This is a genomic window from Escherichia sp. KTE31, assembly GCF_000407925.1.
GTDB lineage: Bacteria > Pseudomonadota > Gammaproteobacteria > Enterobacterales > Enterobacteriaceae > Escherichia > Escherichia ruysiae.
Genome location: NZ_KE136723.1, coordinates 397383 through 413535 on the forward strand (window position 1 = coordinate 397383; position 16153 = coordinate 413535).

The following is a 16153-nucleotide window of genomic DNA, read 5'->3' on the forward strand; positions in this document are numbered from 1 at the left end:
GTTGAAAAGGAATTAGCGATTCAAATGGCTAATCAGGGCAGGGACGACGTTGTAGATATCGCCCACCAGACCGTAGTCGGCATAGTTAAAGATTGGCGCGTTTTTATCTTTATTGATGGCGACAATCACTTTTGCGCCGTTGCCGCCGACCATATGCTGGATCTGCCCGGAAATCCCCAGCGTCAGGTAGAGATCGGATTTCAGCAACACGCCGGAGACGCCGATATAACGTTCACGTTCCATCCAGTTCTCGCCTTCGGCAATCGGGCGTGAGCAGCCGACTTCAGCATTCAGCGCCGCCGCCAGTTCGTGAACCATTTTCAGATCATCCTGAGCCGCCAGACCACGCCCGACGCCGACCACGCGTTTCGCTTTACTCAGATCCACACTGCTTGCCGCTTTAGCGCGGCGTTCGCGACAGAGAATTTCATGACGCGGGGCAACGTAAGGCACCGTTTCAATCGGGCATTGATGAGAAGCATTGCTCGTGCACGGTTCCTGAACACCGGGCGCAAGGGTAATTATCGCCAGCGGGCTGGTGATTTTTTCCTGAGCGAACGCTAACCCGCCATACATACGGTGCTCGGCGCAAATGTCGCCATCGACAACATCCACTGCTGTGGCATCGTTTACCAGCGCCGCATTCAGTTGCACACTTAACCGTGCTGCCAGAGCTTTACCGCGTTTCGTCGCGGCCATTAGCAACATAGCGGGGTGTTTATCTTTAAGTAGGGCAGCAATGCTTTCAGCGTAATTTTCAGTGCGTTGCAGCGCATCGTTTTGCCCAAGAACATAAATACATTTTGGACCATAAGGCATAACCGCCTGCGCCTGGTCGGCATTTTGCACAATGGCATACACCTGTTGTCCCCATTGCTGCGCACCGCCAAACAGTTCGGCATAACGTTCAGGATTATCGCTAAAGACCCAGACGTTGTTTAATTGACTCATCGTTTCTTCTCCGTAGGCTTTAGTTCAGGGCTTTCTTCAGGTGTTCCGCCAGCTCGGCAATCGCTTCCGGCGAATCGTTATCGAGAATGATGTGTTTACGTTCTGTTTGTGGCGGTACGCGAATGCCGGTCAGTTCAGCAAGTGGCGCGCTCTGGCTCCAGCCGATATCACTCGCCTGCCACTGGTTCACCGGTTTTTTGCCTGCACCGAGAATGGCTTTCATGGAGGGGATACGTGGAACGTTGATATCAGACGTGACGCAAAGTACGGCGGGAAGCGAGAGTGCAATAACCTCAACTTCTTCTTCGAGAGTGCGTTCAACCACCAGTGTATCGCCCTGACGCGCAATGGCACTCACTGCATTAATCACCGGAAGTTGCAAGATTTCCCCTACCAGCAGACCGACCTGCTGGGCATAGAGATCGCCAGAACCTTCACCAAAGAGCAGTAAATCAAAGCCGATTTTTTCTGCTGCGGTTGCCAGCGCCTTTGCGGTATCGACGGGCAGCGCGTGTTCAAGTTGGGCATCCTGCACCATATACAGGCTGTGTGGCCCGCGTGATAACACGTCTTTGCGCACCTTCGAGTTCTGCAATAACGAACCGCCAACCGTCAGTGCGGATATCTCATCATCATCTGTCGCGAGCTGGCTTGCGGCTTCAATAGCATTGAGATCGAACTGGCTGATTTTGGCGTCGGCATTGTCGAAATTAAGGGTGTATTCGGGAGTGACAACAATGTCCTGTTCTTCAGGCACCAGCTTAAAGCAGGTTATTATTTTCATGATTTCTCCTGTGGGTCGCATACGGAACCATCTCCGATGGAAGGTAAAAATGGCCTGAAAATAGTGTGCGATAGCGGTGCGGGGTTTTCGACGGAGCAAGCTGTTTTCCTTGCCAACAATCTTGCAAAAAAAATGCGATCGCTAAAACAAAAGTGCAGTTAGCGGCAATATTGTTATGCCATGACCGTACAATCTTGCATTCGGTTTAAATAATCTTGTTTAGCTCTCGCTAAACGCGGTTGTATAACCGCAATACACGCCGTATTTTATCCGGCATATATTGCTTTTGCTTGCTCATGGATAGGGAGGTTGTCATGTATCAACGCTGTTTTGATAATGCCAGCGAAACGCTGTTTGTCTCTGGAAAAACGCCACGGCTTTCACGTTTTGCATTTAGCGATGATCCCAAATGGGAGTCTGGACATCACGTTCATGACAATGAAACTGAGCTGATTTATGTCAAGAAAGGGGTGGCAAGGTTTACCATTGACTCCTCGTTATATGTAGCCCATGCCGATGACATTGTGGTGATAGAACGCGGCAGACTTCATGCGGTGGCTTCTGATGTCAACGATCCAGCAACGACCTGTACCTGTGCGCTGTACGGTTTTCAGTTTCAGGGGGCAGAGGAAAACCAGCTTCTGCAACCGCATTCATGTCCGGTAATTGCCGCAGGGCAGGGAAAAGAGGTCATTAAAACCTTATTTAATGAGTTAAGCGTGATTTTGCCGCAAAGTAAAAATAGTCAGATATCTTCGTTATGGGACGCATTTGCCTATACATTAGCAATTCTTTACTACGAAAATTTTAAAAATGCGTATCGTTCGGAGCAGGGGTATATTAAAAAAGATGTTCTGATAAAAGATATTCTCTTCTACCTGAATAATAACTATCGCGAAAAAATCACCCTGGAACAGTTATCGAAAAAGTTTCGTGCCAGCGTCAGCTATATTTGTCATGAATTTACTAAAGAATATCGAATTTCCCCTATTAATTATGTTATTCAACGGCGTATGACGGAAGCAAAATGGCTGCTGACTAATACTGATTTATCACAGGCAGAGATCTCCTGGCGTGTGGGTTATGAAAATGTCGATCACTTCGCCAAACTGTTTTTGCGCCATGTCGGCTGTTCGCCCAGTGATTACCGCAGGCAATTTAAAAACTGTTTTGCGGAACAAGAGACCTTTTCTGAATTTCCTCAACCCGTAAGTCTTGCCGGATAAATCTGGCGGCGCAGTTTTGCAAGAAGCTGCGCCGCCTGCAGATTATTTGTTCTGATAATCTTTCAGGATCTGCCGACCTGCCACGTAAATCATAATTTCGTCTGTACCGCCGCCGATACGTTCACAGCGGACATCACGCCAGAAGCGGGAAACGCGCGCTTCATCGGTATAGCCCAGACCGCCCATGATTTGAATCGCATCATCAATAACTTCCATCGCGGTACGTGCGCAGTACAGTTTTGCCAGCGCCGCGCTGGTGCGCAGTGACTGATGCTGGTCAGCTTGCCATGCCACTTTCAGCACCATGTTGCGCATGTTGTCGATCTTAATCGCCATCAGCGCCAGTTTTTCCTGGATCATCTGGTTATGCCCAATCGGCTTACCAAAAGCGATACGCTGGTTGGCATAGCGGGCTGCATCTTCGAAGGCGCATTCGGCAAAGCCGGTGCTGCGTGCGGCGTTGATCAGGCGCTCCATCTCAAAGTTGTACATCACATTGAGGAAGCCCATTCCTTCTTCGCCCACCATGTCGCTCTCTTCAACCTCTACGTTGTCGAGATAAACTTCGCAGGTGCTGAGCATATGCCAGCCGATTTTATGCAGTGGGTTGATCTTAATACCAGGCTTACCGGAGTCGACCCACCACAGGGTGAAGGCTTTTTTCGGATCTTTCGGTTGCGGATCGCGCGCCAGCACCAGCATGTACGGATACTCTTTCGCGCCGGTAATAAAGGTTTTCTGTCCGTTGATATAAACCTTGCCATTTTTACGCGTGTAAGTGGTGGTGGCGCTGTTGTTGTCTGAGCCAGCGCCCGGTTCCGTCAATGCCAGGGCATAGGCGGGATCACCCGTTTCCAGGGTGCTTTCTGCCGTTTTACGTAGCTGCTCTGCAGAACCGAAGCGGCGCATACTGTGAATACACTGACCGTTGGTAATCAAAAACGCCGGAGCACCGCATTTTGACACTTCCATCAGCGCCAACATTTGGGTGACGTAATCCGCAGGGATACCGCCAAATTCTTCCGGCACGCCAAGCATGGAAATACCGTTATCCGCCAGCGCCCGCATAAACTCGCGCGGGTATGTACCGTTTTGATCACAGGTGCGGAAATACTCTTCCGGGAAGTTAGTCGTAATCAACTCGCGAATACTGGCCAACAGCAGTTCTTGTTCTTCGGTTAAAGAAAAATCCATTGTTATACTCCTGTTAATGAGCCGCTTCAGGCAGGACAAAACCCATCGCCGCATCGATAAATAATCTTTCGTCCATTAGTTTGAGTTCTGGCGAAATAACCGGGGTGAAATCCATTTTGTCGAGAATATCTTTTTGTAAATCGACACCGGGAGCGATTTCGATTAAATGCAGACCATCTTCTTTCAGCGTGAATACGGCGCGTTCAGTGATATAACGAACATCAAGTCCCCGTTCGAGAGCAATTTTTCCACTAAACGTGATTTCCGGTAGTTCACGGATAAATTTCTTCACCCGTCCTTCCTGAACGATATTTAATTTACCGTCGGAAATTTCTGTTTTTAAACTTCCTGCGGTTAACGTGCCACAGAAAATAATTTTCTTCGAGGTGGCGCTGATATCAATAAATCCGCCGGTGCCCATGATTTTGCCATTGAATTTATGTACGCCGACGTTACCGTACTGGTCGACTTCGGCAAAACTCAAATAACAAACATCCAGACCACCGCCGTGGTAAAAATCGAACTGGGACGTCATATCCAGAATGGCGCGGGTATTAACATTTGCGCCAAAGGCGATACCTTGCGAGGTAATACCGCCAATCGGACCCGTTTCCACAGTCAGAATAAAGTCATCAGCACATCCTTCTTCCCGGGCGACCAGACCAATGCCATCGGCAATACCGACGCCGACATTACCGACCGCACCTTTACGCATTTCGTATAGTGCGCGCCGTGCAACTAATTTACGCTGATTAAGCGGCAGACTAAGTTTGGTACTGTCATCAAGGGTGAAGTCGCCAGAAATAAAACGGTTAACTGGTGCGCCGCCATACAACTGGGTTTGATCCGGATCGACAACGACAATATCTACCAGGTAGCCCGGAATACGCACCGCCTTCGGATGCAGCGTGGCTTTCTTAACCATTTTCTGCACCTGCATCATTACGATACCGCCGTTATTGTGCACCGCCTGAGCAATGACCAGCGCGTCGAGATACATCACTTCATCTTCAAAGGTGGCATAGCCTTCGCTGTCGCAGGTGGTGGCGCGAATAAAGGCGATATCCGGCGCAATCGCTTTGTAATAGAGATATTCTTTATTATCAAACTCGACCAGTTTAATCAGGTCTTCTTTGGTTACTTCATTCAGTTTGCCGCCTTGTTGGCGAGGGTCAACGAACGTACCGATACCAATATCACTAATAATACCAGGCTGGTGGGCAGCAGCAGCACGTAAGGTTTGTGTAAGTACGCCTTGTGGATAGTTATAAGCAATAATTTTATTTTGTTCTGCAAGGTCAGAAATACGCGGCGATTGTCCCCAGTGTCCGCATAATGCCCATTTCACCAGACCTTCTTGCGCCAGCGGACTAATACCACGGTCGGCGCGATCACCAAGCCCTGTAGGGCTAATAATTGATAAATTACGTGGCGTTTGAGTCTGTTTATATTTATCAGCAAGAGCAGTAATTAATGTGGTGGCTTCCAGAATACCGCCGCCAGCGCCTAATACACAAAGCGTTGCTTCGTCGGGAATATAATTCACTGCTTCCTGTGCCGACAGGACCGGCACTCGTCCATTAATACGAGGTGGTTTTACAGGTTTCATTATTTTTTCCTGATTCAGGTGTGAATTTCCCTGCGTCAGCCAGAAAAAATAGCGCGCAGGTATCCACGGAATATTTTTATTAAATACTCTTAAAACACTTGTTTTTATTTCGGCGGGTGAGGGTGTTCCCGCCGGAATGTTATTGATTATGCCTGATGCAAAATAGTTAATACTGTGCGCAAATCATTCACTGATATTTGCCCAGGGGCAGAGGCTTTTTTTACTGCGCCAAAGGTTGCCGCCGAACCGAAAACTTCACCCGCCAGACGGGAAATTACGCCAGTTTTTGCCATCGACATGGTAATGATTGGACGATCGGCATACTGTTCCTGCATCTCCAGAGTCGCGGCAAGTAACGTCAGCACATCGCTGGTGCTTTGTGGCATCAGCGCAATTTTGGGAATATCAGCGTCGAAGGACTGCATTTTGCGCAGACGGGCGATGATTTCTTCGGCCTCCGGTGTTTTATGAAAGTCATGGTTGGACATGACAACTTTCACATCATGCGCATGGGCGTAGGCGACGGTTTCTTTAACCTGATCATCGCCGGTAAATAACTCCAGATCGATCATATCGACCAGACCACTGTCGATGGCTGCGCGATTGAGTGCAATATAAGCCTCGGTGGAAATCGCCTGCTCGCCGCCTTCTTTGGCACTGCGGAAGGTAAACAGCAGTGGTTTTTCTGGCATTACCTCGCGGATAGCTTTTGCCGCTGCCATGACCGACTCTACGCAGGAGAGGTCGGCAAAGTGGTCCACGCGCCACTCCAGAATATCAAAGTCTGCTTCACGATAGACGAGAGCTTCAGACTTCACGCTGGCGATATCTTTCGCCATCAGCGAGACGATGATTTTTGGTGCGCCCGTGCCAATGACGAGATCTTTTACAGTTACGGTTTTCATTTCTTACCCTTTCTGCACGCGGTCAGCCTGTCAGGCGCCGAACCCCATGACCTGTTTAACATATTCCAGAGGGAAATCTTTGCCAGTCCATAACGTGAACTGTTCAGCCCCTTGCCACAACAACATGCCGTATCCATCAATCGTTTTGCAACCCGCTTGTTGCGCCTGCTGCAATAACTTCGTCATATGCGGGTTATATACGCATTCAGTGACCAGAAGTCCTGGATGTAACAAGCTGATATCATTAACTAATGATTCATTCTCAAGGGGTTTCATACCCACTTTGGTGCCGTTGGTTAAAATGTCAGCAGAAGCCAGCGCCTCGGCAAAGGCCTGCTGATCGGCGAGATCCGTAACTGTGACGACGCAATCGGTGTTTTCGTTGACCCGTTGCGCGAAGGCGAGGGCTTTATCAAAAAACTCATCCCGACGGTTAAAGAGTTTAATTTCTTTTAACCCTTCAATCGCCCCCTGCGCGCCAATTGCCGTTGAGGCGCCACCGGCACCTAACAGCACCATCGTTTTGCCTTTGATATCAAAACCGCTCTCTTTAATGGCGCGAATATGGCCTGTGCCGTCGGTGTTATAGCCGCGCAGGTAGCCGTTATCATTTACGATGGTATTGATGGCACCCACCAGTTTCGCCGCAGGCGTTAATTCATCAACATATTCACACGCCAGTTGTTTGTTCGGCATCGACACACCAGTGCCGCGCATTTTTAAGGCTTTTAATCCTTCAATTGCTCCGGCAAAGCTATCGTTATCCACCTCAAAGGCCATATAGGTAAATGGTAATCCTGCTTTTTCTAAGGCTTTATTTTGCATTTCAGGCGATAAACTGTGGCGGATAGGATAGGCCATCAGCCCAATCAATTCGTATTTAGCAGTAACATCCATAATTAACTCCTTTAACCTCTGTGCTTAATTGTGTTTAAAATAACGCTCACCTAACCGGATATCATTTTGGGGAATAATAAACACGCGGTAATAGCGAATGAAAACAATAATCGCGGTAATCAGAGCCAGCAGCGCGAAAGTAAAATCGAGAACGATGATATATTGCAGTCCGATATTTGACAGATAACCGGTAATCAGTGGAATAATAAAGTTAGCCAGACCTCCCATCATCATATAAATACTGGTGACTTTAGCTTTGCTTTTGGGGAAAAACTCCGACATGACCGAAACGCCGAGTTGTAAAATGCCGCCAGCCGCTGAGAAACCGATAACAAAGGCTCCGGCATTACACACTAGCGGGGAAGGGTAGAGATAGATAATGGCGGCAGTTACCGTTGCCAGTGCAGAGTTAAATACGTTAGCCCAGATGGGGCGTACTATTTTTTTCAGTAGCGCGGCAAAAATAAAGACGCAGACCAGCGAACCCATACTGTAATAAGAGACGGTTTTTAATGCCTCGGCTTCCGACATTCCAGCAAATGCCATTGCATATTTTGGCATCCACACCACAATCACATAAAAGGTCGAGAATGCGGCGACACCGAACAGTACCGATGAAACACCTTCCAGCCAGACTAACGGTTTACTGTTCATTTGCGGTAATTCATTAGCAACGCTGGCATCCACCAATTGGCTGGGGAATTTGCTTTTCAACAGCATTAGCGTGATCAGTACAAACAGGATGCCCGGAATAATCAGCCCATAGCCGTACCAGATGTTATTCAGCAGCATATAACTCACCAGCATTGGATAGAACATTTGCCCGAATGACACCATTGCTTTAACCAGTATTACCGCCGACCCGGAGGCTTTCGGAAAGCATTCCATTAACGCCGGGTAACCACCGGTATCCAGCGCCGAGTTAGCGATACCTACGCACACTGCCAGACAGTAAGCGAGAGTTAAATTCGGGCAAGCGGGAATACCAAAGAAGAACAACAGATACATGGCGACTGCCATTAATATTACCGCTCGCCGACCAAATTTGTCGGAGATCACACCGAAGAATAAAATACTGATCAGGCGACCCAGGCCAATACCGGAAATTAAATAAGCAATACCCGCGTTGTCAGTCGAAAATTTTTCTGCCAGAGATGACATGTTCTGTGCAAGTGTAATAACACTAATGCCGTGCAGAAAATAGCTGAAGTAAATACAAAGAACAGCCAGGATAAATGGCGTGCTGAAAGCCTTATTTTGAGACATTTTCACAGCTCCTTGCTGAAAGATAATTTTGTTACCGTACGTATTGTTCTTCGACGGTTTTCATAATCACTATACTGAAGATGATTTTCCCCGGATACATGGCATAAAGTTTATGTTTCCAGGTATATTGCATGAGATAGTTTGTTTTGGAACGTGATTTTCCTTAATTGGCGCAGAAAGATTAATTTATCCGTAAGATCTTGCATGTCCTGAAAAGAATATTGCATTACCCATCCGTAGCGACATTTTCTTTTAGCGATGGATGTTGTGTTTCCTTGTGGCTGCGTAAGCCAATAAACAGCGCCAGTAAAAATCCGACGGCAGCGATGGCGGTATCGAACCACATAATATCGGCAATACTTCTTTGTGATAGATGAGCCGTAATCAACGGAATGGTAAAGGTCGCAATACTTCCCGCACTGTAATAAATCCCCGTAGCTTTACCTTTAGCGTAGGGAAAACGTTCAGCCATTAACGTCAGGCCAATTTGTACAACGCCTCCAGCAGAGGTAAAACCAATAACGAAAGCGAATGTTATTACCACATAAAATATGGGATACAGGCAAACGGTGAGCAGGGCAATAAATGAGATAAAAGTGTATAGCATCAACAATGTTGTCGGGTGAATCGCTTTACGAATGAGCGGTGCACTAATAAATACGCAAAGCAGCGATCCCACGGTGTAGATGCTGAGTAATTTGATCGACATTGTGTATGACATGCCAGCGACAAATTGCCCGTATTGTGCCAGCCACTGGCTGACCAGATAAAACGTTGCCATTGAGATATAGCCATATAAGGTATAACTGGCTAAATCGATTATTGAGCAGCGATGCCTCGCAGAAGTGGTTGTTTTATTTACTGCCGGTAAGCAACGACCCGGATGCGGTGGAAATGTACAGCGGTATAAAAACAGACCGTTAATAATCATAAAGCCTGCGGCAATCATAAAAGACCAACCAAACCACAGTTCGGCCCACACTAACAGACTGATGATTAGCGGCAATAAAAATTGCCCGCTGGAAACAAAGGCTTTAATTAAAATATTGGCTGTACCCGGCGAATGAGGAAAGGCTTCCATCAGGCTGGGATAAGTGCCTGCATCGAGAAAACTGTTTGCCATTCCGGCCAGAAAACCAAAAACATAAGCGATAATAATGTTATTGGTGTGCAGGATGCCAAAAAAGAAGGCGATATAGCAGCACATACCGAGAATGATAAACGGTCGTCGACCGAAGCGATCGGATAATAAGCCAGAAAGAAACAGGACGCTTAATCGGCCAATGCCTAATGATGAGATAACAATCGAGACACCTGCCGCATTGGTATGCCAAAGCGTCTCCAGCGAGGCCATATTCAGAGTCATCAAAATGACGCCCATACCATGTACCAGGTAATTGAAATACAACCCCAGCGCGGTAGGGAGATAGGGACTTTTCATAAGATCCACTTAGCAACTTTGCTTTAAAAAATGTGACGATATTGCGTCAATATCCGGTCATTATTCTTGTAATAATGGCTATTGATTCCCGTTAAAATATCAACAAAGACGCTCAAGATTGTGCGCATATAACTCAGCGGCTACTGATTGATAAATCTTCCAGTCAATAAAATCGCCGTCAGGGTAGACACGTTGAAACGCGGTTAAATCAGGGAAGAAGCGCATGGTGTTATTGCCGATGCGGTTATTTATTTTCTCTATGATGGCGTGAAGATGTTTTTTTCTTTGCTGACGCATAGCCAGCAATTTTTCAACGACGCTATCAGGAATGGCGTTTTTGCCATTTTCCCAGTGCCGCCAGCTTTCGCTGTCACCTGTCTGGGCAATCCAGGTCGCGCATTCATCAACAGTCATGGCAAAAATATGGCGTAGTGCCTGGAGTTCATAAGCGTTCATAGGTAATCGCTGCATCAAAAATAGAATAAAATATAAATAACATTATCAGCCTGCTAACGGCTTGAAGAGAGTCACAGTATCTTGTGCAACATTATTGGAAAGAATGAATGGCGAGATAAGTAAACGGAAAAATGTTAAAAAAAAGCCCATCGTGGGAGATGGGCAAAGACTACACACAGCAATTCGTTGTTTCACTCAGGGGATTTCCATACTTATAAATCAATATGTTGATTTATAACCGTGAGCTAATAGTAGGCATACGGACTTTTTGCGTCGATCAGATTCGTCTCATTAGTTTAAAAACTGTAAAGAATTTGCGACAGGTACTACCAGCTGAATGGGGGTAAGCAGGGAAATACGAGGTTGAGAAATGAAATATCAATTAGCGATGGTTAACAATCAGGCGGCAGAGCCGCCTGATGAGAGAGTTACTTATTCGGCTTTTCTATTTCGCCCAGTTCTTCGAGAATTTCTTCCGGCTGGTCAGTCGGTGGCGGGACTTCTTCCACCCACGCGGCAAACAGACGCCAGGAAACGGCTAACAGAACCGGACCAATAAACAGACCGATCATCCCGAAGGCAATCAAACCACCGATAACACCGGAGAGGATCAGGATCAGCGGTAAATCGGCACCCATGCGAATTAACATCGGGCGAATCACGTTATCCAGTGTGCCAACCACACCACTCCACACCAGCAATACCGTGCCCCAGGTGGTATCACCGGTCCAGTAGAGCCAGATAATCGCCGGAATCAACACCGGCAGCGGGCCAAGCTGGACAAGGCAGGAGAGGATCATTAACACCGTCAGCAGCGTTGCGTAAGGAACGCCGGATACCGCCAAACCGATACCGCCAAGAACCGCCTGCACCAACGCCGTTACCACCACGCCCAGCGCCACCGCACGGATAGCCTGCGCCGCCAGCAGGACTGCGGCATCACCGCGAACGCCTGCCAGACGAGTTGCAAAATGGCGAATGCCTTGCGCTACCTGTTCACCGCGCCAGTACAGCAGGGCGCTGAAGAGAAGCATGAGCGCACAATGCACCATAAATCGCCCGATATGCGCCGCCTGCCCAACAAACCAGGTGGTGGTGGTGCCGATATAAGGACGGACTTTCGCCATGATCGCCGTCCCCCCCATATCCAGCAAATTGTGCCAGCCTGCATACAGCTTCGCGCCAATCACCGGAATGGTATTAAGCCACGCCAGATCGGGTAACGTCATGTCGCCGCTGGAAATGGCTTTAATCAACGGCCCACTGCCATCGACGATACTGTTAACCAATAAGGCAATAGGGATGATAAACACCATCACTAATAACAGCGTCATCACCAGAACGGCGAGCGAACGGCGACCAAACATGATCTTTTGCAAGCGTAACAATACCGGCCAGGTAGCGATCACCACCGTACCGGCCCACGCAAAGCCGAGAACGAAGGGTTGAACAATCCACAGACATGCCACAATCATGATGGCTAAAAACAGCACCGAAAGCAGAATTTGTGCGACATCCCTGGGCTGACGAACATTTACCATAACTACTTTTCACCTTTTTTGTGCGTCAAATCGTCGACGCGACGTGAACACGCGAAACTCACCTGCATAATGATGAGCAATTTCAGCGGTTTTTAACAGGCCGATTCTGCCCTTAATTCTGATGGGCGTGTAAGAAAAAAATGTGGTACAACAATTCAGGCAACACGCAAACGGTTTACTCGTCGTATTTCAAGTTGCATGTGCTGCGGCTACGTTCGTTCACCCCAGTCACTTACTTTTGTAAGCTCCTGGCGTTCACTCGCTTGCCGCCTTCCCGCAACTCGAAATCCATAGAGTAAACACACATCACCTTTCAGTGCGCTATTGCAGCAGCCTGAAAGAACTGTGTATCGACCTACATCACAGACCGCAGGAAAGGGTCAATATAATGATTCCACAGATTTCTCAGGCACCCGGCGTCGTTCAACTGGTGCTTAATTTTTTGCAAGAGCTGGAGCAACAGGGGTTTACCGGCGATACGGCGACAAGTTATGCCGATCGTCTGACAATGTCGACCGACAACAGTATTTACCAACTTCTCCCCGATGCAGTGGTATTTCCGCGTTCGACCGCAGATGTGGCATTAATCGCTCGTCTGGCTGCGCAAGAACGCTATTCATCGCTGATCTTCACCCCGCGCGGTGGCGGCACCGGCACTAACGGTCAGGCGCTCAACCAGGGGATTATTGTTGATATGTCCCGTCATATGAATCGCATCATTGAAATTAACCCTGAAGAGGGCTGGGTGCGCGTTGAAGCGGGGGTAATTAAAGACCAACTGAATCAGTATCTGAAACCATTTGGCTACTTTTTTGCACCGGAACTTTCAACCAGCAACCGGGCAACGCTCGGCGGGATGATCAATACCGATGCTTCCGGTCAGGGCTCGCTGGTCTATGGCAAAACGTCAGATCACGTGCTCGGCGTGCGGGCGGTGTTGTTGGGGGGCGATATTCTCGATACGCAACCTTTACCCGTCGAACTGGCAGAAACGCTGGGTAAAACCAATACCGCTATCGGGCGTATCTATAAAACGGTTTATCAACGCTGCCGTCAGCAACGTCAGTTAATCATCGACAAATTCCCCAAACTTAACCGCTTTCTTACCGGTTACGATCTGCGTCATGTCTTTAACGATGAGATGACTGAGTTCGACCTGACGCGAATTCTGACGGGTTCAGAAGGGACGCTGGCCTTTATTACCGAAGCGCGACTGGATATTACTCGCTTGCCGAAAGTGCGCCGTCTGGTGAACGTCAAATATGACTCTTTTGACTCCGCGCTGCGTAACGCGCCATTTATGGTTGAGGCGCGGGCGCTTTCTGTAGAGACGGTGGACTCAAAAGTGCTGAATCTGGCGCGGGAAGATATTGTCTGGCATTCCGTCAGCGAGTTGATTACTGACGTGCCCGAGAAAGAGATGCTCGGGCTGAACATTGTGGAATTTGCTGGTGATGATGAGGCGCTGATTGACGAGCGGGTAAATGCACTCTGTGCGCGGCTGGACGAACTTATCGCTAGTCAGCAAGCAGGCGTCATTGGCTGGCAGGTGTGCCGCGAGCTGGCAGGCGTTGAACGTATCTATGCGATGCGTAAAAAAGCCGTAGGCCTGCTTGGCAATGCAAAAGGCGCCGCCAAGCCCATTCCGTTTGCCGAAGATACCTGCGTACCGCCGGAACATCTGGCGGATTATATAGCCGAATTTCGCGCGCTGCTCGACAGCCACGGCTTAAGCTACGGTATGTTCGGTCACGTCGATGCGGGTGTTTTGCACGTTCGTCCGGCGCTGGATATGTGCGATCCGCAACAAGAGATTTTGATGAAGCAAATCTCTGATGACGTGGTGGCGTTGACTGCGAAATATGGTGGATTGTTGTGGGGCGAGCACGGTAAAGGTTTTCGCGCCGAATACAGCCCGGCGTTTTTCGGTGAGGAACTTTTCGCAGAACTGCGCAAAGTTAAAGCGGCATTTGACCCGCATAATCGACTAAACCCTGGGAAAATTTGTCCGCCAGAAGGTCTCGATGCACCGATGATGAAAGTGGACGCGGTGAAGCGCGGTACATTTGACCGGCAGATCCCCATCGCGGTACGTCAGCAGTGGCGCGGAGCAATGGAATGTAACGGCAACGGTTTATGCTTCAACTTTGATGCCCGCAGCCCCATGTGTCCGTCGATGAAGATCACCCAGAACCGGATTCATTCACCGAAAGGGCGCGCAACACTGGTGCGTGAATGGCTACGTTTGCTGGCTGACCGTGGCGTTGATCCTCTAAAACTGGAACAAGAACTGCCGGAATCGCGAGCCAGTTTGCGGACGTTAATTGCCCGCACGCGCAATAGCTGGCACGCAAATAAAGGCGAATATGACTTCTCCCACGAAGTGAAAGAGGCGATGTCAGGCTGTCTGGCCTGTAAAGCCTGTTCGACCCAGTGCCCCATCAAAATTGACGTGCCGGAGTTCCGCTCTCGTTTCCTGCAACTCTATCACACCCGTTATTTACGCCCGCTGCGCGACCATCTTGTGGCGACGGTCGAAAGTTATGCGCCGCTGATGGCGCGAGCGCCGAAGACGTTTAACTTCTTCATTAACCAGCCGCTGGTGCGCAAACTGTCGAAAAAACACATCGGCATGGTTGATTTGCCGCTGTTGTCAGTTCCCTCGCTGCAACAACAAATGGTGGGGCATCGCTCGGCAAACATGACGCTGGAACAGCTTGAAGCTCTCAATGTTGAGCAGAAAGCGCGCACGGTGTTGGTGGTGCAAGACCCTTTCACCAGCTATTACGATGCGCAAGTGGTGGCAGATTTTGTCCGTCTGATCGAAAAATTAGGTTTCCAGCCTGTGTTACTGCCATTCTCGCCGAATGGTAAAGCCCAGCACATCAAAGGATTCCTCAATCGTTTTGCGAAGACGGCGAAAAAGACGGCGGATTTCCTCAACCGTATGGCGAAGCTGGGAATGCCAATGGTGGGGGTCGATCCAGCTCTGGTTCTTTGTTATCGCGACGAATACAAACTCACTCTCGGCAAGGAACGCGGCGAGTTTAACGTTCTGCTGGCGAATGAATGGCTGGCAAGCGCACTTGAGTCACAGCCAGTGGCTGCGGTCAGCGGTGAACCATGGTATTTCTTTGGTCACTGTACCGAAGTCACCGCCTTGCCGGGGGCGCCAGCACAATGGGCCGCGATATTTGCCCGTTTTGGCGCGAAGCTGGAAAATGTCAGTGTGGGTTGTTGCGGTATGGCGGGGACTTACGGACATGAAGCGAAAAATCATAAAAACTCGCTTGGGATCTATGAGTTATCCTGGCATCAGGCGATGCAGCGTCTGCCGCGAAATCGCTGTCTGGCGACCGGATATTCCTGCCGTAGTCAGGTAAAACGGGTTGAAGGCACGGGGGTACGCCATCCTGTGCAGGCATTACTGGAGATTATTAAATGATATGGAAACGTAAAATCACTCTTGAGGCGCTGAACGCCATGGGTGACGGAAACATGGTGGGGTTGCTGGATATTCGTTTTGAACATATTGGTGATGACACCCTGGAAGCGACAATGCCGGTAGACTCGCGGACAAAGCAGCCTTTCGGGCTGCTGCATGGCGGTGCGTCCGTGGTGCTGGCCGAAAGTATTGGCTCCGTTGCCGGTTATTTATGTACCGAAGGTGAGCAAAAAGTCGTTGGTCTGGAAATCAATGCTAACCATGTTCGCTCGGCACGAGAAGGGCGAGTTCGCGGCGTTTGCAAGCCGCTGCATCTTGGTTCACGTCATCAGGTCTGGCAGATTGAAATCTTCGACGAGAAAGGTCGTTTGTGCTGTTCATCACGATTGACGACCGCCATTTTGTGACGTTGTCACCAGAAAAGTGTGACGCATATTG

At 49.0% G+C, this 16153-nt stretch carries 12 protein-coding genes, 1 other RNA gene and 1 pseudogene; 3 read left to right on the top strand and 11 right to left on the bottom strand.

All coding sequences use genetic code 11. The features are described 5' to 3' along the window. Positions 1–12: 12 nt before the first annotated feature. Complete coding sequence (locus WES_RS11490; protein WP_016158173.1) at positions 13–951, bottom strand: electron transfer flavoprotein subunit alpha; 939 nt, start codon at positions 949–951, stop codon at positions 13–15. A gap of 19 nt (positions 952–970) precedes the next feature. Beyond that, complete coding sequence (locus tag WES_RS11485) at positions 971–1735, bottom strand: electron transfer flavoprotein (RefSeq protein ID WP_016158174.1); 765 nt, start codon at positions 1733–1735, stop codon at positions 971–973. Positions 1736–2049: 314 nt separating this feature from the next. Between WES_RS11485 and WES_RS11480 the strand changes: the two genes are divergently transcribed. Next, a complete protein-coding gene (locus WES_RS11480; protein ID WP_000284822.1) occupies positions 2050–2961 on the top strand; it encodes an AraC family transcriptional regulator in 912 nt (303 codons plus the stop codon). Between the two features lie 42 nt (positions 2962–3003). On the opposite strand, the gene WES_RS11475 is transcribed toward WES_RS11480, so the two are convergent. From WES_RS11475 to ydiK, 9 genes and pseudogenes are all read right to left on the bottom strand, one after another. After that, the gene (locus tag WES_RS11475) at positions 3004–4155 is read right to left on the bottom strand and encodes an acyl-CoA dehydrogenase (protein ID WP_000347839.1); all 1152 of its coding nucleotides are present in this window, start codon (positions 4153–4155) and stop codon (positions 3004–3006) included. Positions 4156–4168: 13 nt separating this feature from the next. Then, positions 4169–5764: an acetyl-CoA--acetoacetyl-CoA transferase subunit alpha/beta gene (locus WES_RS11470; protein WP_016158177.1), complete on the bottom strand. Its 1596-nt coding sequence runs from the start codon at positions 5762–5764 to the stop codon at positions 4169–4171. Positions 5765–5910: 146 nt separating this feature from the next. After that, a complete protein-coding gene (gene aroD / locus WES_RS11465; RefSeq protein WP_000860205.1) occupies positions 5911–6669 on the bottom strand; it encodes a type I 3-dehydroquinate dehydratase in 759 nt (252 codons plus the stop codon). A gap of 30 nt (positions 6670–6699) precedes the next feature. Beyond that, positions 6700–7566: a quinate/shikimate dehydrogenase gene (gene ydiB, locus WES_RS11460; RefSeq protein ID WP_000383454.1), complete on the bottom strand. Its 867-nt coding sequence runs from the start codon at positions 7564–7566 to the stop codon at positions 6700–6702. Between the two features lie 11 nt (positions 7567–7577). Then, positions 7578–8832: pseudogene (locus WES_RS11455) on the bottom strand (MFS transporter). 226 nt (positions 8833–9058) lie between these two features. Next, entirely contained in the window at positions 9059–10273 is a 1215-nt protein-coding gene (locus WES_RS11450; protein WP_016158179.1) for an MFS transporter, read from the bottom strand. Positions 10274–10372: 99 nt separating this feature from the next. After that, positions 10373–10729 carry a YdiL family protein gene (locus tag WES_RS11445; protein ID WP_016158180.1) on the bottom strand — a complete coding sequence of 119 codons (357 nt, stop codon included), beginning with the start codon at positions 10727–10729 and terminating at the stop codon, positions 10373–10375. A gap of 134 nt (positions 10730–10863) precedes the next feature. Then, positions 10864–10971: antisense sRNA RprA (rprA, locus tag WES_RS22615), an RNA gene on the bottom strand. A 186-nt stretch (positions 10972–11157) separates the two neighbouring features. Further along, complete coding sequence (gene ydiK, locus WES_RS11440) at positions 11158–12270, bottom strand: AI-2E family transporter YdiK (protein ID WP_000248654.1); 1113 nt, start codon at positions 12268–12270, stop codon at positions 11158–11160. A 388-nt stretch (positions 12271–12658) separates the two neighbouring features. Here ydiK and WES_RS11435 point away from each other — a divergent pair, with 388 nt between their 5' ends. Next, positions 12659–15715 carry a D-2-hydroxyglutarate dehydrogenase YdiJ gene (locus tag WES_RS11435; protein WP_016158181.1) on the top strand — a complete coding sequence of 1019 codons (3057 nt, stop codon included), beginning with the start codon at positions 12659–12661 and terminating at the stop codon, positions 15713–15715. After that, positions 15712–16122 carry a 1,4-dihydroxy-2-naphthoyl-CoA hydrolase gene (menI, locus tag WES_RS11430; protein WP_000637978.1) on the top strand — a complete coding sequence of 137 codons (411 nt, stop codon included), beginning with the start codon at positions 15712–15714 and terminating at the stop codon, positions 16120–16122. Before WES_RS11435 ends, menI begins: the two co-directional genes overlap by 4 nt. Positions 16123–16153: the final 31 nt, after the last annotated feature.

What these genes read in the sequence shown, in the direction of transcription:
- WES_RS11490 (WP_016158173.1), bottom strand. Translation starts at nt 951, where the DNA reads ATGAGTCAATTAAACAACGTCTGGGTCTTTAGCGATAATCCTGAACGT.
- WES_RS11485 (WP_016158174.1), bottom strand. Translation starts at nt 1,735, where the DNA reads ATGAAAATAATAACCTGCTTTAAGCTGGTGCCTGAAGAACAGGACATT.
- WES_RS11480 (WP_000284822.1), top strand. Translation starts at nt 2,050, where the DNA reads ATGTATCAACGCTGTTTTGATAATGCCAGCGAAACGCTGTTTGTCTCT.
- WES_RS11475 (WP_000347839.1), bottom strand. Translation starts at nt 4,155, where the DNA reads ATGGATTTTTCTTTAACCGAAGAACAAGAACTGCTGTTGGCCAGTATT.
- WES_RS11470 (WP_016158177.1), bottom strand. Translation starts at nt 5,764, where the DNA reads ATGAAACCTGTAAAACCACCTCGTATTAATGGACGAGTGCCGGTCCTG.
- aroD (WP_000860205.1), bottom strand. Translation starts at nt 6,669, where the DNA reads ATGAAAACCGTAACTGTAAAAGATCTCGTCATTGGCACGGGCGCACCA.
- ydiB (WP_000383454.1), bottom strand. Translation starts at nt 7,566, where the DNA reads ATGGATGTTACTGCTAAATACGAATTGATTGGGCTGATGGCCTATCCT.
- WES_RS11450 (WP_016158179.1), bottom strand. Translation starts at nt 10,273, where the DNA reads ATGAAAAGTCCCTATCTCCCTACCGCGCTGGGGTTGTATTTCAATTAC.
- WES_RS11445 (WP_016158180.1), bottom strand. Translation starts at nt 10,729, where the DNA reads ATGAACGCTTATGAACTCCAGGCACTACGCCATATTTTTGCCATGACT.
- ydiK (WP_000248654.1), bottom strand. Translation starts at nt 12,270, where the DNA reads ATGGTAAATGTTCGTCAGCCCAGGGATGTCGCACAAATTCTGCTTTCG.
- WES_RS11435 (WP_016158181.1), top strand. Translation starts at nt 12,659, where the DNA reads ATGATTCCACAGATTTCTCAGGCACCCGGCGTCGTTCAACTGGTGCTT.
- menI (WP_000637978.1), top strand. Translation starts at nt 15,712, where the DNA reads ATGATATGGAAACGTAAAATCACTCTTGAGGCGCTGAACGCCATGGGT.